This is a genomic window from Brevibacillus massiliensis, from assembly GCF_000311785.1.
Taxonomy (GTDB): Bacteria; Bacillota; Bacilli; order Brevibacillales; family Brevibacillaceae; genus Brevibacillus_C; species Brevibacillus_C massiliensis.
This window is the reverse complement of record NZ_HE978539.1, coordinates 36,904-56,619: the sequence shown is the minus strand read 5'-3', so window position 1 is coordinate 56,619 and position 19,716 is coordinate 36,904. Positions and strand designations below refer to the sequence as shown.

Sequence of the window (19,716 nt, the reverse complement as noted above, 5' to 3'; positions counted from 1 at the left end):
TTCTAGTTTATCACTGACGTATAAAACTGGTACACCAATGGTGTTATAACGACCATGTTGAGGCATTCCCAATGGTGGAGACCACATTTTCTCTTTGCTGTAAGGAAAACCGTCCAACAAAGCAAAAACGCCCGTCTTCTGCCTTGTCCCAAGCAGCAGACGGACGTTTGGTCACCACTTCGTTTGAAGACTGCATTCCCGCTTCACTTCTTCGTGAAACCACTGCAACAGCTTCGCAAAATGCGGACCCGGTTTGCCTGTACCGACGACCTGTTCATCTATCCTGGTGACAGGAATAACTTCCTGCGTCGTACTGGTAATCATTACTTCATCAGCTACCTCGATGTCCTCCATCGTCAAACGTGTCTCGACTACCGGAATCTGCTTCAAACGCAATAGGGAGAGAACCTTTTGCCGGGTAATCCCATTCAATATGGACTGGTCTGCAATCGGGGTTTTGAACACCCCGTCCTTGACGATAAAGAGATTGGTCGCCGCTCCCTCCTTCACCTCGTTCTCGCGGATCAGAATGGCTTCGTGCCCCCCTTTTTGTTTCGCCTTTTCCTTGGCGATTACATTCGGCAGGAGACAGATGGATTTGATGTAACAGTTGTGCCAGCGCTCATCGGGGTAGGTGCAGACGGCGACCCCTTCCGCCCGCTGGCGATCCAGAGAAGGAGCGCCTTCCTTCCAGATGATGTAGAGATTGGGTTCGACCCCGTCGGGAAACGCATGATTACGCGGAGCCGTTCCCCGGGTTATCTGAACGTAGACCGTCCCCTCCGCGATCCCGGCTCTCTCGATTCCCTCGCGAATCAGCGTGCCGATTTCCTCTGTCGTCTTCGGCATGGCCAGCAGGATACTTGCAGCAGATTGAGCCAACCGGTTCAAATGCTCGTTCAGAGTAAACGGCGTTCCCCGATAGATGCGAATCACTTCATAGACGCCGTCGCCAAATTGAAGCCCTCTTTCTTCCAACGAGACGATCGGTTCATCAACCTGGATAAAACGATTGTTTACATAAGCCAAACGATTGTCCATCTTTTTCAACTCCCTCTCAAATGGATTTCAAAACCGGACTGGAAACAGTGTTTTGGGTATCCGGTATTTGGCTGTTTTCAAAGGATTCACCATTTGGGAGATACGCAGGTCGCCGCCAATCCCCATCAGGCAGATGATGTCGTTCGCCTCATATTGCGGCAAGCGGCTTGATAAAAATGCGAACATGTTCTCGGAAGCGCTTTGGCATGCTTCGTCCAAGGTAAGGGCGGAGGAAATGACGTAAAAATGCTCACGATCTTCCACGACCGGCCCGTTGAATCCAGACTCCTTCAGCACCTCCACCTTGACCCGTACGCGCCCGCCGATTTCTACTCCGCAAATCGGAACCTCACCGTCCCCCATGAGCGCATGCAAATCACCGATAGCCAGATTGGCGCCCGGTACAGAGACAGGAAGATAAACGACGGACCCTGCCGTGATCTCCTTTGTATCCATATTCCCCCCATGTGTCCCCGGAGCGAATGTGGAAATATCCCCTTCTTTCGGTGATACCCCGATGACACCGATCATCGGCTTGATCGGAAATGAATGGGTGCTGTCAAAGTGAAGCGTTCCGTTCTTCACCCGCAATTTTTTCACTTCGGGATGAACCACGAATTTCTTCAGCACTCCTGCCCCCGGTCTTAGATACATCGTTCCCTCGTCGTGAAGTTCGATCGAGAGGATGGTTACTTTCAGCATATCGCCCGGTTCCGCCCCGCGAATGGCCAGAGGGCCGGTGGCGGGATTTATGCCTTTCAGCGAAAATAGTTGGTTTTTACTGGACGATTTCAATTGTTCGCGATAACAGTCATAGGTTTCAAAGATGACTTCGCTGCCCGAATCCACAGATTCAACAGGCATGAGGTCCGATCGAAACGAGTAGATATGAGCTTCTTTCGAGATGATGTACATGGTTAGACCTCTCTTCTCCACGATGTTTGCGAGATGTGTTTGGATTTGCTGCCGCTTTTGGGGACAAGCAGCCCAGTGATGCCCATCGGCGAAAAACGCATGACCAGAACAAGGATCAATCCAAAGATCAACAGGTGATAGTTGCCAAATTCTTTTACATACTCGGAAATGATTTCAAGTGACAAGCCGCCCAGTACGGGGCCGATAAAGGTACCCAGCCCGCCGATGACCGCCATGGAAATAACCATGCCCATCTGCGTAATCGTCGCCATTTCCGGACTGACCAATAGCGTATAGTGAGCGAGAAACGCCCCCGCCAAACCGGCGATGGCCGACGAGATGGCAAAAACGATCACCTTGTACCGAACGACCTTCGCCCCCATGGCGGCAGCAGCTGTCTCATCTTCTCGGATGGCGCGAATGGTCAGGCCGAAGTCGGAATTCACCAGCTTGAAGATGCCCACAAAGACAATGGCCACCACCAGCCCGATGGCCGTATAGTAATAGGCCAGCTTACTAGACGCTTCCCCAAACAGACCGGGCACGCTAAGTCCCACTTGGCCGTTGGTAATCTCATATTCCAGACTGATGACGATCCGGTAGATTTCCGAAAAGGCAATTGTCGTCAGCGCCAGATAGCTTCCGCTCATCCTCAGGGTCAATATGCCGATCAAAAACCCGATCACACCGGCAGCCAGCGCCCCTGCCAGGATGGAGATGGCCGGATGCAGGCCTGCATGTAACGAGAGCAGTCCGGATGTATAGGCTCCGAGAGAGGCCAATGCGACATGAGAAAACGATACCTGCCCCGAATACCCGGCCAACAGGTTCCAACTGGACGACAAAATCACGTAGAAGCATGCCAATATTACGATATGCAGCGTATATTCGTTGGAAAACAGGGGCAGGACCAACGCTACTGCAAGCAGGATCAGCAGGATGATTTTCTCTAATTGTGCCATTGCGCCCCTCCAAACAGACCCTTCGGCCTGACAAGCAGGATCAGGATCAAAATCAAAAAGCTGTACACGTCGCGATAAGCGGGAGAAATTAGCACGACTCCGAGGCTTTCTACGATTCCCACAAGAAGGGCCCCATAGATCGCTCCTTTGATCGACCCCATCGAGCCGAGTACGATGATGACAAACGACTTAATCGCCGGCACGCCCCCCATCACCGGATACACCAAAAACACTGGGCCGAGAAGCGCCCCCGCGGCTCCGGCCATGCAGGTACCCAGTCCGAACGCGATGCTCCCGAGCCTTTCGGCGTTGATCCCCATAATGGCACTGGCATCCCGGTCCTGTGAAATGGCCCGCAGAGCGGTCCCCAGCCAGGTTTTGTGTATGATGTAGAGCATGCCCAGCAAGAGGGCAATCGCCACAAGTGCCGCCAGCACCTTACCCGAACTTACGGTGATGACACCCAAATCGATGGTACCTTTGGCGAGTGCAGGCGCGCTTTTCTGAAACGGCCCGAAAACGGCCAGTGCAAAGTTGATCAAAAACAGGGACAATCCGAAGGTAATCAATAACGCGTACTCGTCTTTCCGCTCCACTTTGTTGTCATACAGCGGGGTCAGCAGTACCCTTTCGATGAGCATTCCCAACAGGAACGTGGCCAGAACGGCTAAAAGAACCCCAAGTACAGGATGAAGCCCTAGTGTCTGGCTGATCAAATAGGAGATGTAGGCCCCCAGCATGTAAAATTCACCGTGCGAGAAATTCACGATTTTCAAAACGCCAAAAATAACGGTCAATCCCAACGCCATCAGCCCATATATGGAGCCGACGATCAACCCGTTGGTCAATTGCGCCAACAAAGATGACAAAGCTTCCATTGGCAACCCCCTGTATCTAGAATTTGAGCCATGACTCGACTACCTGCTGCAGATTCTGTTCGATATCGGCCGCCGTGCTTTCCGAAGTAACCTGCCCGCGTTCCAGCACATAGACATAGTCGGAGTAACCGATGGAGTCGCGGATGTTCTGATCAACCATCAAAAGCGTGATGCCTTCTTGCTTCAAATCGTGAAGCACGCGATACACTTCCTTAGTCACTTTTGGTGAAAGACCGGCGGAAGGCTCGTCCACCAGAATCAGTTTCGGGTTGGGCATCAGCGTGCGGGCAATTTCCAAAAGCCGCTTCTGTCCACCGCTCATCAAGCCCGCTTTTTCCTGGCTCTTTTGCTTTAAGATCGGAAACTTGTCGTACATGTATTCGATTCGCTGATACACCCGGGAGCGGTTCTGTTTAAAGGACCACGCTCCCATCTTCAGGTTCTCTTCAATTGTCAGCTCGGGAAACACACTGACTCGCTGCAGTAAAAATCCGATGCCAAGCCCCGCCAGTTCGTGGGGAGAAATACCCGTAATTTCCTTGCCCTGATAGACGATGGAGCCCTTGCCTGGCTTCAGAAATCCATAAATGGTTTTCAGCAGCGTTGATTTTCCCGCGCCGTTCGGACCGATCAGCAGCGTGAGGTGATTTTCCTTTGCTGTAAGCGTCATTCCGTTGAGAATCTGAATTTTGCCGTATCCTGCTTCCACTTGTTTTACTTCCAGCATGGCAATCCTCCTTAACCCAAATACGCTTCCACGACATCCGGATGGGAATGGACGGTTTGGGGCTCCCCGTCGGCGATCACTTCTCCCGCCGCAATCGCCACCAGCCTCGTGCTGATCTCCATGATCGCCGGCATGTTATGCTCGATCATCACGAACGTCTTTCCACGGCCGTGCAGCAATTTAAGTGTGTCAAGGAATTGTTGAATCATGTTGGGATGAAACCCGGCGGTCGGCTCATCAAGAAAGACCAAATCGGAATCGAGCATCATCACCCTGATGAATTCCAGCAGACGTTGTTGTCCGATTGAGAGATTCTGAGCCTGCTGGGAGCGCAGATGGCTAAGGTTCACCATCTCCAGAAGTTCCTCTGCCTGCGCTGTCGCTTCGCGTTTGTTCTTTTTGATCTGAATGGCCGGAATCATCAAATTTTCCCAAACGGTCAAACGTTTGAACAGGCGCAGGTTTTGAAAGGTACGCCCAATCCCCATCCGCGCCTTCTCCTCAAGCGAGGCGCTGGTCACATCCTTGCCCGCGTACTCAATTCTGCCTTCATCCGGTTGGTAAACCCCGGTGATCGTGTGCAGAAGGGTTGATTTTCCCGAACCGTTGGGTCCTATCACGCCCACGATTTCCCCCTTGTTGATCTTCAGGTTCACCTGCTTGACCGCAACCGTTCCCCCGAATCGTTTCGTAACATTGGTGATTGTCAGCATTATCCACACCCTTGCGTGCCCGTCTTCGTTTAGCGGGCAGAGTAGTCTTGAGGAAAAAACGAGAGGCATCACCCTCTCGAATGTGCTCTTTTATTTTTCCGGCTTTAGATATTCAGCGGTGGCCACGTCTTTCGGGAACAGGATTTCGGCATCGTCCGGATCTTGGTTCTCTTGGGTGTATTGGACAAATAGCAGGGCCGGCAGCCAATTGTGGTAATCAACCCCGCTCTCCAGCGGGAAGCTGATCGTTCCGCGCGTTCCGGTCAACGAGGTTTCTTCCAACGCTTGAATAATTTTATCCGACTCGATTGAGCCCGCCCGCGTGATCGCGTCTGCCAACAGCAAAATGCAGTCATAAGCATGCAGGGCGGCATAGGTCGGCTTTCTGCCGAACTTCTCCTCGAACGCCTTTACCATCGGTTGGGTCAGATCGGTAAATTTGGCTTTGGGGTGGTACGGCGCCTGCCAGATCACATATTTTGCCGCCTCTCCGGTGTTCTCCCAGATTTCCGGATACGCCGCGTCGGCGCCTCCCATCAGCATGGCCGTTTTTGCCGAAGGAGATATCCCCAGCTCATGGGCTTGTTTCACTACCAGATAGGAGCCGACTCCGGTCATGATGTTGAGGATAATGTCGGGTTCGAATCCTTTCTTCAGTTCCAGCAGCTGCGGCACAAAATCCTTGGTGTTGCGGTCCACAATCACGCTTTTGAAGGTGATGCCCTTCTCCGTGAGCTGTTTTTTCAGGAGATCCACGTTTCCAATCCCCCAATCGCTGTCTTCGGCCAGAATTGCCACCTGACGAAAACCGGCGAATTCGACGAACTCCACGATGCGCTTAGAAAACATCGAATTGTTCGGCGCGATCCGAAACACCTGCTTGTACCCTTTTTCCGTAATCGTATCCGACCAGGCTTCCGCCACAATGAACGGGATATTTTCCCGTTTGGCCACTTCCATTTCGGCGAGCGCTGCCGAGCTGTGTCCTTCTCCCGCTACAGCCACCACTTGTTCCTTCTTCGTCAGTTTTTCCATGGCGGATTGACCTTTTTCTGGCGAGCCAGCGCTGTCTTCATAGAATAACTGGAGTTTTTTTCCGAGAACCCCTCCCTTTTGATTAATTTCGTCCACGGCCAGCTCCATCGCCTGCTGCATTTCCTGTCCCAAGACCGGGCTACCCGGCGGAGTCAGCGGACCAATGCCCCCGATCTTGATCACCTCGGTCGCTGCATCTGCTGCGGCCGATCCAGCGGCATTCCCCGTATCGGCAGCGGTTCCTCCCGACGGAGCGGATTGGGATGAACAGCCTGTGATCGTAAAGAATGCAAGTGAAAGAATCAATGATAAAATGCCTGCTTTTTTCATAATGAACCCCCTTGTCTTAGCGTTACCTATTTCAATAAGCAAGGATTGTGCCAAATCGAAACATTCGTACTATTCTGCGCACTCTATTCTCCTATGAATACAACCGCTTTCAATAGACACAAAAAAAGCGTCATTTTACTATTCACCAGCGAATAGAAGTTATGCTTCAATGAATACCATACTTTTTCAGCTTCCTGCTCACGGTCGGTTGGCTGATGCCCAATACTTCCGCCACTTTAGTCGTAGTCTTGTACAAATCATACGCCCGCTGCAGAAGCTGTTTTTCCACTTCTTCAAACGCATCGGACACAGGCATCAAATCGTAGAGTCTGAGCTTATTCTGACAGTGAAGCGGATTGTTGATATAGCTGGGAATCTGCTCGCTGGTAATGATATCGCCGTTGGAGATGACAACCAGCCGCTCGATCACGTTTTCCAACTCACGCACATTTCCTGGCCAGTGATACCTCTCCAGGATATGGTAACATTTATCGCTCAACTGCTTGTTCAGACAATACTTTCGCGAATAGAAATCAAGAAAGTAACGAACCAGCAGGGGGATTTCTTCCGGTCGTTCGCGCAGGGGGGGAATCTCCAGGGGAATCACATGGATGCGGTAATACAGATCTTCCCGGAACTCTCCCTGTTCCACCATTTTTTTCAGGTTTTTGTTGGTGGCCGCAATCAGTCTGATATCGATTTTCTTCGGAGTGGAACCGCCCAACCGGGTTATCGTTTTCTCCTGCAAGGCATTCAGCAGTTTCACTTGGAGATTCAGGGACAATTCCCCGATCTCGTCAAGAAACAGTGTACCGCCGTCCGCTTTCTCGAATAGTCCCACCTTCCCTTCCTTGTCCGCTCCGGTAAACGCTCCCCGCTCATATCCGAACAACTCCGATTCCAGCAATGTACTGGGAATAGCCCCGCAGTTGATCTGCACAAAGGGTTGGTTTCTTCGCGTACTGTTCTGGTGGATGTATTTAGCCAGAATCCCTTTGCCCACGCCCGATTCCCCCAGCAGGATTACGGTGGAATCCACCTGTGCCAAACGTTTTGCCATCTCAACGATCTTTTCCATTACGCTGCTCCGATAGATGAAAGGGGCTTCTTCTTTTTTCTCGTTGGTAAATTTGGCGATCTCCTCGAAATAGAGGGTTCCGAGATTTTTGACTTCGTTTAATTCGTTTTGCAGTTTTTCCTGATTGGTGATGTCGGTGGACGTATTGACTACACCGATAAAGGTACCGTTGCAATCAAAGATCGGGGTTCCCACCACGAACAGCTTCCGGTTTTGGAACGTGGTCTGGATCGTATGCACTCGCTTGCGCTCCCTGATTACCCGCATGGTGATGGTCGGTTTGAAATAGCCAAGCTTGTAGAAATCCTCGATATTGCGCCCGACCATCTCTTTGGGCGAGACTCCGAAAAAATCCTCATATTTCTCCGAACAATAAATGGTCTTTCCTTCGGCATCCGTAACGTGAACGATATCAAATAAGGAATTGAGCAACGCTTCAAAATCGATCACTGTCATCTTGTACCCTCCCAAATTCATAAGTAGCCGATCGTCGTTCGCCGAGGCAGGCGGGACAAGGGCTTTCTTGTCCACTCAAAGTCTTTTTTCTCCCACTTTTTGCAGAAGGATTTTTAGAAAAGAAACAGGACACTGTATGCCTCTCATCAAATGGTTAAAGCGCTGACAATAACCAACGAGAGGAAGTGTCCTTGTATGATGGTAGCACAATAACAACAATCTGCACCAGCCCCAAAATCACGACGGGAACGTAGAATCAAAACTCTTGAGGAGCGCCGTTGCGTCAAGAAGATCATGAAGAAACTGCGCAGCGTGACCTTCAACCATGATGCGGGCACCGCAGCCGGTAACTTTCAGTTTTTCCGAAGAAAAAATCATATGGCAGGAAATTGTTACTTTTCGGTTGAGAGCAAAGAAACCTATTACTCCTGTGAGGTTTAGAGTGAATTACTGTTCAACTTGAGCCATTTCTGATAAAACGGTTGCTACATCAGTCAATTCTCCGATTAATTGGGTTAATTCCTTTAAGTGCCGAGACAACACTTCCGTGGACTCAAAAATGACCCGATTGGATTCAGCCAATTGCTTTACGGCTTGCTGGATCGCATAAAGCTGTGTGCTAATTGTTTTGGTTGATTTACTGGAGTTTTCCGCCAGGTTTCGGATTTCGCTGGCAACTACGCTAAAACCTCTCCCGTATTCCCCGGCACGCGCAGCCTCAATGGATGCATTGAGTCCCAAGATATTTATTTTTCCTGCGATTTCCACGACCATTTTGGTAATTTTATCAATTTGCTGCACGGAGCTCTCCACATCGAAAAGTTGACTTTTCATCACTTCATTGTGTTGGTACAAATAATCAGAGGAAGCGGATGCTGATTGGATACTTGCCGTAAACTGCTGCATAGAAGCAGAGAGTTGTTCCGCCATCCTCATCATCTGTTCTCTTTTATCAATAGAAGTAATAGTGGTAATACAGCCGATCACTGTACCTTCGTGGAAAATAGGATAGCCCAATGCAATGTAAGGAACACCATGAACCTCTCTCCCTACCATTTTCATTATTTTTTTACCGGTCTGGATCACCTGATAACTAACACTTCCCGCTTTTAATAGATCCCCATCTTTAATCCCCAGATCAATCGTGGCTCCCGGAATATATCTTAAAACCCGTTCCCGATCCTGAATAGCAATCGAAACATCATCAACAAAAATCTCGCGTAATAGCGGGGCGAGTTCCAACAGGTTATGAAAAAGCTGCAATCCATTATCCATGATAATCCTCTCCTTGTGGTTTAACTCTGCTACCTTTTTCCTAGCAAAAAGTATGCCATTTTGAAGAAATTTCAACAGTTGTACAATTATTTAATTTAAATTAAAATAAAATTATTATGCATTATTGCATATTTTTACTTTGGAAAGGGGGAGATATTTTGCACCGCTTACATCCTATACAAAAGAACTTCACCACAATTCCCTTATCCCAGTGGGAATCTGACGCTTCCGTACAAACAGCCGATCAAGAGACTTTGATCCTTCTCTTAAATACGGAAGGACAAATCGAAGGCGCAGTTTCAAAATGTCAACCAAAGACGATCATTCCTGTTGGATCACTATCGCTAAACTCCATACCTGACTGGAGAAATGACACAACATGGGAAAATTACTCGGTTTTTTTGGTATACGATGAAACCGGTCAAATCGAGGGATGGATTGGCCGTGATGATTTGTACCGTTTCTTCTTTCAACAAGCCAGACAAGCCTGTCTTTTTTACGAAAAAACATTTGCATCCTTTCCCTTTCAAGTGGAGGTGCGCGACGAGAGGGGGCAATTGTTTTACTCAAGTCTAGGAAACCAAGATGCAACCACATCACTAGTTCCCCTGCAGAAATCATCGGAAAAGCATACAGAAGTGAACGTGACCGAAAACAAGCAGGCTATTGTTATCAAAACCAATATTATGGAGAATCATCGACCGCTTGGGGAGATTCAACTGTATTGGGATACAGAAGAAATCGAAAAAATCGCGATGAGTTTAGATAACTACGTAAACTTGGCCCTTGATTTGAAAGCGGTGTTCGACTCCAGCTATGATGTGATCTACGTTTCCGACGACAAAGGAATTACGATGCGGGTCAGTTCCGCATGCGAACGTTTATTCGGGCTCAAAGCAGAAGAATTGATTGGCAAAAGTGTGTATGAATTGGAAAAAAGAGGGATTTTTAAACCTTCTATAACCAGAATGGTTTTGGAAAAAAAAGAAAAAGTACAGGTTATTCAAACGACAAAAGCAGGTAGAAGACTTATGGTGCTCGGAACTCCAATCAAGGATGAGCAGGGAAATATTGTCCGCATCGTAAACGCCTCACGGGATATCACCCAAGAAAGCCAGCTTCAGGCAGAACTTGAAGAAATGAAACAACTGATGGAAGGGTATAAAATAGAGCTGCAACAACTTAGGCAACTAACGATGCAAGATGAAGCGTTCATAGCAAAAAGCGAGCAAATGAGAAATATATTGACGATGGCAAGGAAGGTAGCAGAAGTAGATTCGACCGTCTTAATCCTCGGCGAATCCGGTGTGGGTAAGGAAGTTATTGCTTCCTTTATACACCATAGCAGTCCACGCAAGGACAAGCCATTCATCAAAGTAAACTGCGGCGCGATTCCCGAAAACTTACTCGAGTCGGAATTGTTCGGCTATGTGAAGGGAGCGTTTACCGGGGCTTCCCGCGAAGGCAAGCTGGGCTTGTTTGAACTTGCGAATGAGGGAACGCTTTTTCTTGATGAAATTGGTGAGATCCCGCTCAATCTACAGGTGAAATTATTACGTGTCTTGCAGGATAATGAATTAGTTCGGCTTGGTGGAACAAAACCTGTCAAAATCAATGTGCGGATTGTCGCCGCCACGAACCGGAACTTACAGGAAGAAATCAAAAAAGGTCACTTTCGGGAAGACTTGTATTACCGTCTAAATGTGGTCCCGATTTACATTCCCCCGCTCCGTGAGCGTAAAGATGATATTTTACCGCTCATCCTGCACTTTATCGAAAAATGTAACGAAAAATACAAAAGAAATAAAATTTTTTCGCCAACGGCCCTTGACAGCTTGCAGGAGTATGAATGGCCAGGAAATGTGCGAGAATTACAAAATATAGTAGAACGGTTGATTGTTACTACAGATCAGAACATGGTTGACATTCACCATCTTCCCGAGGTTTTCGTTAGCAACAAACAGAACCAGGTAAAAATTAGCGTATCTGGAATAATGCCTCTGCAAGAAGCCATCGAAATGTTGGAAAAACAACTGTTGACTTTAGCTAAGAATAAATACCAGACCACAACCAAAATGGCTGAAGCGCTAAGAGTAGACCAATCCACCATCAGTAGAAAAATGAACAGGTTGGGAGTTCTGTAACATTATGCTGAAATGCATTATTTCTATGCAATTCAGCATAATCAACATGATATCAATTATTTTTATAATTGAATGTTTTTAATTATACTGTTTTTATGCAAAATTGCATAATTCGATTCATCTGAACTCTAACCTCCCTTTGTCTTTTCGACATCTGACTGCGAGGAAATGCGATGTGCCGACGCTGTTTCTTTTGGCACGATTATTGCTTAATACTTTGCCGTCAGTAATCAACACGAAAGGAGGTTAGACATTCAAACATGTCACTAACCACTACATTAAACGTCGCAGCCATTCAGATGAACTGCCTTCCGGGCGATAAAGCCGGCAATCTCCGGAAAGCACAGGAACTTGTGGAACGATCTATCAAACAAGGAGCCAAGCTTATTGTTTTGCCGGAACTTTTTAATACTGGTTATCGTGTTGAAGAAAATGATGATGCGCTAGCTGAACCAATTCCTGGAGACACGACTAACTGGATGTTTGAGTTATGTAAACAAAATAATGTCTACATTATTGGTTGCATTCTCGAAAAAAGTGAAATTAAAGGGGTTGTATACGATACAGCAGTAGTTGTCGCCCCTCAAGGCATTATTGGCACGTATCGAAAGATTTATCTTTGGGATGCGGAAAAATTGCGGTTTGGCAAAGGGGAGGAGTACCCGGTTTTTGATCTGGGAATAGCCCGTGTCGGTATTCAAATCTGTTACGAGATTGGTTTTCCCGAAGGTTCACGTATCTTAAGCCTCAAAGGAGCCGACCTGATCGTTTATCCTTCCGCCTTTGGAAAAGCGCGTTTATACGCTTGGGATGTCGCTACTCGATCGCGTGCTCTGGAAAATGGATCTTTTGTCATTGCAGTCAACCGAACCGGAACGGAAAAAGACGAAACAACTTTCGGGGGATGCAGCCGAATCGTCGGCCCACAGGGCGACATTCTGGCTGAAGCAACGGAAGAAGATCAGGTTATCGTAGCAGCACTAGATCTCTCACTGGTAACTTCACAACGCAGAAATATTCCTTATTTGCGGGATATAAACAAAACACTCGTCTACAATAAAGAACTCATAACAGAGTGATTTTCCATTCATCAAATCCAAGAGTTTACCAAGAGTATACACCTGGTAAATTCTGTATTAAAAACATAAATATATTCTTCGGAGGGGGTATTTCTATCATGAAAAAAATCTCGAGGTTTTTACCAGCTATCCTTGCCGTCTCTCTTGTGTTTTCCGGCTGTGGAGCAAAGCAATCGGATTCCACCCAATCGAAAGAAACTTCTTCGGGCGACCAAGCCGCGCAATCCGCTGACACGATTAAAATCGGGGTGTTAGCACCAACTACCGGCTTTATGTCCACACACGGTGAAGTAATTAAGCTGAGCGCCGAATTGGCAGAAGAATTGATAAATAATGATGGCGGTATTGCCGGCAAGAAAGTGAAGATGATCATTGAAGATGACAAATCTGATCCATCGGTAGCAACTGAGAAGGCCAAGCAATTGATTAACAAAGATAAAGTCAACTTCTTGATCGGGACAGGCAGCAGTGCTGAAACTCTCGCTGTAGTTCCCGTTGCTGAGCAAAGCAAAGTCCCGTTTATTTACTCTCTTGATGGGGAATGCAAAACCTGCAGTCTCAGTGACAAAAATCAAAAATCCAAGTATATCTTTGCTTCTGGACCAACGCCACAAATGCTGCTAGACAAATTTCTTCCGTCGATGATGAATAAGTTTGGCAAGAAAGTATACTTCGTCGGAGCCGATTATGTATTCCCGCATTTCATGAACGACATTGCTGAAAAGATTGTAAAAGATAACGGGGGCGAAGTGGTTGGCAGCGAATACGCTCCTACTGACACCACGGATTACTCTCCCATCATCAACCGAGTCAAAAAAGCAGACCCGGACATCCTGTTCCTTACCTTGCCCGGTACATCAGGTGTTACCTTCGTGAAACAGGCTCGCCAATTCGGTATATTTGAAAAGATGGCCGTAACAGGCTCCGCTACTTTTGACACAGAAGCCTATTCAGCTATCGGTCAGATATCAGATAGCGTTTACGTAGTAAATCGTTACACCGATTTGCTGGACAACTCCGAAAACAAGAAATTTGTCGAAGCCTATAAAGCGAAGTACAATCCAAAATACCCGATTGGCCCAACTGCTTCTTCCGGCACATATGGTGTCGTAATGGCAATTAAAGCTGCGGTAGAAAAAGCGGGCAGCACAGACCCTGACAAGGTGGTTGTAGCACTTGAAGGACTGAAACTTAATCTGCCACAGGGGGAAGTGGAGATTGACAAGGAAAACCACGTGTTCAACCAGCACATTTACATGATGCAAATTAAAGACAACGATTACCAACTAGTGGAGGATCTAGGTATTACAAAACACCCTGGATTTGAGGGTTGCTCAGTCGGTCAGTAACCAGAGTTGCTGCCGACCTGATTTGAAAACTCTTACTGGCCAGGAACGTTTATACCTGGCCTCTATTCTCTTAAAAAGGAAGTGGTGAAACCATGGATGTGTTCGGTATCGAAAACGTGCTGAATATCATCACGTCTATTTCTATTCTAGCGGTGGTGGCTGTCGGTCTTTATATCATTTTCGGATTGATGCAGGTTATCAACATGGCACATGGAGACATGGTCATGCTGGGAGCATATGTCACTCTCGTACTGACACAGGCGGAATTTAACTTTTGGATTGCTGCCTTGCTTGCCGCTCTCATCGTCGGACTGATAGGCGGCTTGATTGAGCGAGGTGTTGTCCAGTTTCTTTATAAAAGCGGAAATCTCTCCACCATGTTGGCCACATGGGGTGTGAGTATCATGTTACAGCAAATTGTCAAACTGATCTTCGGTCCGCAGGGGCAATTCGTAGACGTTCCTATTATGTCCATGACTAACATATTTGGCGTCGATTACCCCACCTATCGATTAGTGCTGCTCATGATTTGTATTGCTATCCTCGCGACCGTTTTCTTCCTATTAAAGAAGACGCGAATTGGTCTGTTGGTGAGGGCGACGATGGACAATACGACTATGGCTGAAGCAATGGGGATTAGCACGAAACAAGTTTATTTTTTCGGATTTATTGGAGGATCTGCACTTGCGGGATTTGCCGGAGCATTGCTTTCCCCAATCGCTAACATTTCTCCTCTCATGGGACTAGACTATGTTACCAAATCCTTTCTCGTCGTCGTCATTGGCGGTGTAGAATCCATGTTATCGGCTGTTGGAGGATCAGCCATCATCGCCGGAATCCAAAATCTCCTAAACAACTTTATGGATGCAACCCAATCGTGGATCATCATTCTTGTTATTGTGATTATTACTACATGGATTCGTCCGCAAGGGGTGTTTTCTAAACGATGATAAGAAAGAGAACAGAGCATCGTAACCTGTTGCTAATCATTGTTGCACTATTATTGTTAAGCGGAATTTTCGCCCCGGAATACCAGCTTGATTTGCTTGCAACAGCCGTCTTGTATGGATTGTTTGCCACCAGCGTTGACTTTTCATATGGATACGCAGGCATCCTTAACATGGGGTCAGCCCTTTATTTTGGCTTAGGGGCTTACATTACCGGCTATGGCTTAAAAGCAGGTATAAACCCCATTCTGCTCATTTTGATCGGGATGGCCGTTTCCGTGGCGATCGCCCTTATCATCGGTTATGTAGGTTTTCGCGTGAAGGCGTCACAAGTTCACTTTGGGATCATCGGTCTTGCCCTTACTCTGGGATTTGAACAATTAACGATCAGTCTATACGACATCACAGGCGGATCAAACGGGATTACAAACGTTCCACGACCTACTTTTTCTCTCTTTGGCATGGAATGGACTTTAACTTCACCAACCGTATATTACTATTTTGTCATCTGCGTGGTGCTGCTCTCGTTTTTCCTGTTGTGGAAACTGGCAAACTCCGATTTTGGACGCGCCATGCTGGCCCTTCGTCACGATGAAACAAAAATGGAGACAATGGGCTACAACCCGTTGAAAGTTAAGATGAGCGTCACCGGTATCACGGCAGCTTTTTCAGCCCTCTCCGGCGCATTGTTCGTTCCCATATCAGGCATTGCCTATCCCGGTTTGTTTGGTGTCACATTAAGCATGTCGGTGCTGATCTGGGTAGCTTTGGGAGGTACGGGCACGTTGATCGGACCATTTATCCTTGGCGCACTGCTCAAATTAAGTGAATCAACCTTGAGCAGTAACTTTGAAGAAATCTATATGCTGATTATTGGACTCATCTTTGTGACGATGGTGATTCTTGCTCCCGAGGGGGCGATCAACCTGTTGAAACGATTGATTGGCTGGTTTACTCCTCAGCGGTCCAAAAATGCAGGCAACTAGAATTCCTCAAGGGAGAGGTGAATACTGCAATGGTAAGTAATAGCGTATTATCAACAGAAGACTTGCACAAAGCGTTCGGTGGATTGGTAGTAGCGAAAGGCATCAACTTTTCTGTCCTTCCCAATGAGGTTCGTTGCATTATCGGACCGAACGGGGCGGGAAAAACGACTTTTTTTAATCTGTTAACAGGGTTGATTCCGATTGACAAAGGAACCATCAGACTTGAATCGGATGATGTGACCGCCTTACCTGTCTACAAACGTCAACAAATGGGGTTGGTTCGCACCTTCCAAGCACCCCGAATATTTCCTGAGCTCACTGTTTATGACAACGTCCTGCTTGCGTATCGTTCCAAGGAATCCCTGTTTTCTCTGATGAAACAGTCAAGATCGATGGGCAATGCGACAAATTCAGTAAAAGAAGCGCTTGAAAAGATCAATATGAGCAAATACACGGAAACCCGAGCAGGTTCACTGTCACATGGTGAAAAGAAACGGGTAGAGATGGCTATGGCAATCGTACAGCAGCCCAAAGTACTGCTGATGGATGAACCAACTGCCGGCATGACCGTGCGGGAAACTCAAGAGATTGCAGATTTAGTCAATCTGATCCGATCAGAAATGGCCGTTGTCATCGTCGAACACGACATGGAATTCGTCAGGGAGATCGCTGACAAGATCACTGTCCTCTACCGAGGGGATATTGCCAGAGAGGGTACCCTAGATGAATTGGAGAATGATCCGTTCATACAAGAAATTTATTTAGGAAGTGTTGAGCTATGACAATACTGTCAACCGAAAACCTGTTGGCTGGTTATGACGGTGCTGCAGTGTTACACGGCGTCAATATCGAGATAAAAGAAGGGGAAATGGTTGCCCTGATCGGCCGAAACGGGGTAGGCAAGACCACATTTGTCAAAAGTGTGACACGGTTGATCTCCGATACACACGGGAACATCAACTTTAACGGAACGAATATCAGCAACTGGTCGATCCATAAAGTTGCCCGTGCCGGCATTCGACTTGTACCGGAAAATCGGGGTATTTTTCCAAAGCTTACCGTTTATGAAAATTTAGAGGTTTCTTGTCTTTATGCCCAAAATATCAACAAAAGCGAGATCAAAAATATCTTCCGCTTGTTCCCTCGCCTTGAAGAGCGAAAAAACCTCGCCGCAGGATTGATGAGCGGCGGTGAGCAGCAAATGTTGTCGATTGGACGTGCCTTGTTAGCCAGACCCAAATTGCTGTTGGTTGACGAGTTTTCAGAAGGATTACAGCCTTCTATTACGAAGGAAATCGCCGACGTTCTGCGCGAGACCAACCAGCAGGAAGGGTTACCGATTTTACTAGTTGAACAAAATGCCAATCTTGCGCTGAAAATGACGACAAGAGCTTATATCATGGTAAAAGGCCAAATCATCCATACAGGCTCTTCAGAAGAATTGTTAAAAAATGATCAAATTCTTAAAGAAAATCTTGTTATTTAATTTTTTCAAAAAACGTGATTGGAGGAAAAGAGAACATGGAAATGGGAGCAAAAGTGGCGGTAATCCAGTGTAACCCCCAAATTGGCGTGGAACACATAAGCCAAAACGTTCAATCAAGCTTGAAGTGGGCAGAACAAGCCGTAACGAACGGGGCAAATCTCGTCGTATTCCCTGAATTGGCTACGACCGGGTACGTATTTCACGATCGTAAGGAAGCCTTCGCCCATGCACAGCCAGCCCAAGGCGGCGAAATCGTGTCCACCTGGGAAGACTTTTGTCGTCAAAAAAACATCTACCTCAGCGGTTCTCTCGTCGAACGGGACGGCGAGAACCTCTACAACACCGCTGTTCTAATCGGGCCGAACGGATACATTGGAAAGTATCGGAAGACCCATTTGTGGGATCGGGATAAGTTGTTTTTCACACCGGGTAATCTGGGATTTCCCGTATTTGAAACTGAACTTGGCAGAATCGGTATGCTTATTTGCTGGGATGTTTGGTTCCCTGAAACGTTTCGCATCCTCGCCGTCCAAGGCGCAGATCTCATTTGCACATTGAATAACTGGGTATACACGCCCGGACCATTGTTCGATGAGATTGGCCGCTGCATGCCAGTATATCACTCGATGTCTGCTGCGCAAGCAAATGGCGTGTACATTGCCGCAGCCAATCGCGTAGGAACGGAACGCGATGCAAAATTTTTGGGAAATAGCGTGATCGTGGGACCAAACGGTTGGCCTATTGAAATTGCTGACTCGGAACAGGAGACGATGTTGTCGGCCGAAATCGACTTAGCCAATTCTCGCCGGAAGCATTGGACTTCTTTAAACGATATTTTAACTGACCGGAGAAAAGACTTGTACGATGAACTTGTTGGTTACCGACAAGGCCAAGCAGCTCCCCGCTGATAAGAATCGAGTAGGCGCATGAATTACTCATGCGCCTCTCACAGATGGTTATGTGCGGGGCGTCGCATACGGCTTCTCCGCAAACCTGAGACCAACTATTCGGCATCGCCACACTAGCTGGACGGGTTCGTGAACTCCTCCACCTCCGAGGATAAAAGGAGAGATCTCTAAAAAATGCCGTCATCTCCTACTCTAGGGAAGAAACCGGCTTTTTTCGATTCGAGGTAATACCAGCTGTTACCGCTGAAAGATAACGTCCAATTGCTGACGGGATTACCCGTCAGAGAGTTGCCGAATATAATGACCGTATCACAGAAAAGGAAAAGGATACCTCCACCAAACGTATACCAACGGGAACAGGTAAACCGGAAGCATCCCTCACATCACTCATGGTCATTGTATCAAAGTATGAGCTGGTTGAGAAGAGCTCCGGCGTTTTTCGTTCGGTGTGAAGAAGTGGTTCCTTGCCCTTGTTGCGGCGGAAAGCTTGTCGTTATCGGGAGTCGGCAGCGTAAAGTAGCCGGCGAAGACGGCCAGCGGCGCCTGCTCGTCATCCGCCGACTTCGGTGCTCACAGTGCCGTAAGATTCACCATGAACTTCCGGACTGCATCATTCCATACAAACGTTACGAATCGGAGTGCATCGAGCATGTGGTATCAAAATCGCAAGAGCCTTCCGTGGCAGGCGCAGAAGACGCAACCCTGCGGCGCTGGAAGCGCTGGTTCCGAGAGCAAGCCGTTTATTTGCTCGGATGTTTAGCGTCCATCGCCATTCGCTTTCATCAGAACCCTGCGAAGAAGCTGTCCGTCCCTTCGCAATCTGCACATCATCCATTCGGACACTACGTCGGGGATGCCCCCGGCTGGCTGGCGAGAGTTGTCCGCCCTGGCTCTGCGGTAGACTCATCTGGAAGTCTATCAAGTGAGGTGCGTTTTTCTGAAAAAAAATAATTTATTGGTTTTTCAGCATGCCGGATGAATACGGATGACTCGGGCACCCACCTCAACACAACTCAGCCCTCCAATCACTGCTTTAGCCATTCCCATTCGCTTGGTCTGTAGATTTGTCCATATGCCCTTTTGTTTCTAGACTTATTAAGGCTCCCAAGAAGATACACAAACTGTTATGTCTTTTAGGCCACAGGCTAGGATGAAAATAAATGCTGGAATCTTTACTGATTTGTTTTTCTTCAGCATACTAAACGTAACCAGAGAAGAGCAAAAGAATTAATGCGGCGGCAGTTGACCCCGTTACACAAACTGCTCGGACAACCTATGGAAATACAGGCTATCGAGTTTGCGAATCCGTATAAAAATATTTCATTTGTTCAGGTTGTCTTCTGGTTTATTCTTCGTTCGGGAGGTTGCTTGAAGATGATGGAAGCCGTTTTGGAGTGTTGTGCCGGA

At 47.5% G+C, this 19,716-nt stretch carries 18 protein-coding genes; 9 read left to right on the top strand and 9 right to left on the bottom strand.

Annotation, left to right across the window (positions count from 1 at the left end; all coding sequences use genetic code 11):
• Positions 1-171: 171 nt before the first annotated feature.
• The 9 genes from dat to HGBM_RS11045 form a co-directional block, all read right to left on the bottom strand.
• Positions 172-1,041, bottom strand: a complete 870-nt coding sequence (gene dat / locus HGBM_RS11090) for a D-amino-acid transaminase (protein ID WP_019121176.1) — start codon at positions 1,039-1,041, stop codon at positions 172-174.
• A gap of 27 nt (positions 1,042-1,068) precedes the next feature.
• On the bottom strand, positions 1,069-1,956 hold the full coding sequence (locus HGBM_RS11085) for an acetamidase/formamidase family protein (RefSeq protein ID WP_019121175.1): 888 nt from the start codon (positions 1,954-1,956) through the stop codon (positions 1,069-1,071).
• Positions 1,957-1,958: 2 nt separating this feature from the next.
• Complete coding sequence (locus HGBM_RS11080) at positions 1,959-2,918, bottom strand: branched-chain amino acid ABC transporter permease (RefSeq protein WP_019121174.1); 960 nt, start codon at positions 2,916-2,918, stop codon at positions 1,959-1,961.
• On the bottom strand, positions 2,906-3,796 hold the full coding sequence (locus HGBM_RS11075; protein WP_019121173.1) for a branched-chain amino acid ABC transporter permease: 891 nt from the start codon (positions 3,794-3,796) through the stop codon (positions 2,906-2,908). The genes HGBM_RS11080 and HGBM_RS11075 overlap by 13 nt, the downstream gene beginning before the upstream one ends.
• Positions 3,797-3,812: 16 nt before the next feature.
• On the bottom strand, positions 3,813-4,523 hold the full coding sequence (locus tag HGBM_RS11070; RefSeq protein WP_019121172.1) for an ABC transporter ATP-binding protein: 711 nt from the start codon (positions 4,521-4,523) through the stop codon (positions 3,813-3,815).
• An 11-nt stretch (positions 4,524-4,534) separates the two neighbouring features.
• Positions 4,535-5,236 (bottom strand): ABC transporter ATP-binding protein, encoded by a 702-nt coding sequence (locus HGBM_RS11065; RefSeq protein WP_019121171.1) that lies wholly within the window; start codon positions 5,234-5,236, stop codon positions 4,535-4,537.
• Positions 5,237-5,326: 90 nt separating this feature from the next.
• Positions 5,327-6,601 carry an ABC transporter substrate-binding protein gene (locus HGBM_RS11060; protein ID WP_019121170.1) on the bottom strand — a complete coding sequence of 425 codons (1,275 nt, stop codon included), beginning with the start codon at positions 6,599-6,601 and terminating at the stop codon, positions 5,327-5,329.
• 166 nt (positions 6,602-6,767) lie between these two features.
• Positions 6,768-8,129, bottom strand: a complete 1,362-nt coding sequence (locus HGBM_RS11055) for a sigma-54 interaction domain-containing protein (protein ID WP_026074327.1) — start codon at positions 8,127-8,129, stop codon at positions 6,768-6,770.
• Between the two features lie 453 nt (positions 8,130-8,582).
• Positions 8,583-9,410, bottom strand: a complete 828-nt coding sequence (locus HGBM_RS11045; RefSeq protein WP_019121167.1) for a methyl-accepting chemotaxis protein — start codon at positions 9,408-9,410, stop codon at positions 8,583-8,585.
• A 158-nt stretch (positions 9,411-9,568) separates the two neighbouring features.
• Between HGBM_RS11045 and HGBM_RS11040 the strand changes: the two genes are divergently transcribed.
• The 9 genes from HGBM_RS11040 (at position 9,569) to HGBM_RS31625 (ending at position 19,260) form a co-directional block, all read left to right on the top strand.
• Positions 9,569-11,554, top strand: coding sequence for a sigma-54 interaction domain-containing protein (locus HGBM_RS11040; RefSeq protein ID WP_019121166.1), 1,986 nt, complete (start codon positions 9,569-9,571; stop codon positions 11,552-11,554).
• Between the two features lie 260 nt (positions 11,555-11,814).
• Positions 11,815-12,633 carry a carbon-nitrogen hydrolase family protein gene (locus tag HGBM_RS11035; protein ID WP_019121165.1) on the top strand — a complete coding sequence of 273 codons (819 nt, stop codon included), beginning with the start codon at positions 11,815-11,817 and terminating at the stop codon, positions 12,631-12,633.
• 98 nt (positions 12,634-12,731) lie between these two features.
• Positions 12,732-13,982 (top strand): substrate-binding protein, encoded by a 1,251-nt coding sequence (locus tag HGBM_RS11030; protein ID WP_019121164.1) that lies wholly within the window; start codon positions 12,732-12,734, stop codon positions 13,980-13,982.
• 92 nt (positions 13,983-14,074) lie between these two features.
• Complete coding sequence (locus tag HGBM_RS11025; RefSeq protein ID WP_019121163.1) at positions 14,075-14,932, top strand: branched-chain amino acid ABC transporter permease; 858 nt, start codon at positions 14,075-14,077, stop codon at positions 14,930-14,932.
• On the top strand, positions 14,929-15,915 hold the full coding sequence (locus HGBM_RS11020) for a branched-chain amino acid ABC transporter permease (protein WP_019121162.1): 987 nt from the start codon (positions 14,929-14,931) through the stop codon (positions 15,913-15,915). The genes HGBM_RS11025 and HGBM_RS11020 overlap by 4 nt, the downstream gene beginning before the upstream one ends.
• A 29-nt stretch (positions 15,916-15,944) precedes the next feature.
• On the top strand, positions 15,945-16,697 hold the full coding sequence (locus HGBM_RS11015; RefSeq protein ID WP_019121161.1) for an ABC transporter ATP-binding protein: 753 nt from the start codon (positions 15,945-15,947) through the stop codon (positions 16,695-16,697).
• Entirely contained in the window at positions 16,694-17,401 is a 708-nt protein-coding gene (locus HGBM_RS11010; protein ID WP_019121160.1) for an ABC transporter ATP-binding protein, read from the top strand. The genes HGBM_RS11015 and HGBM_RS11010 overlap by 4 nt, the downstream gene beginning before the upstream one ends.
• A gap of 35 nt (positions 17,402-17,436) precedes the next feature.
• Complete coding sequence (locus HGBM_RS11005) at positions 17,437-18,309, top strand: nitrilase family protein (protein ID WP_019121159.1); 873 nt, start codon at positions 17,437-17,439, stop codon at positions 18,307-18,309.
• A 300-nt stretch (positions 18,310-18,609) separates the two neighbouring features.
• Entirely contained in the window at positions 18,610-19,260 is a 651-nt protein-coding gene (locus tag HGBM_RS31625; RefSeq protein ID WP_342626537.1) for a DUF6431 domain-containing protein, read from the top strand.
• Positions 19,261-19,716: the final 456 nt, after the last annotated feature.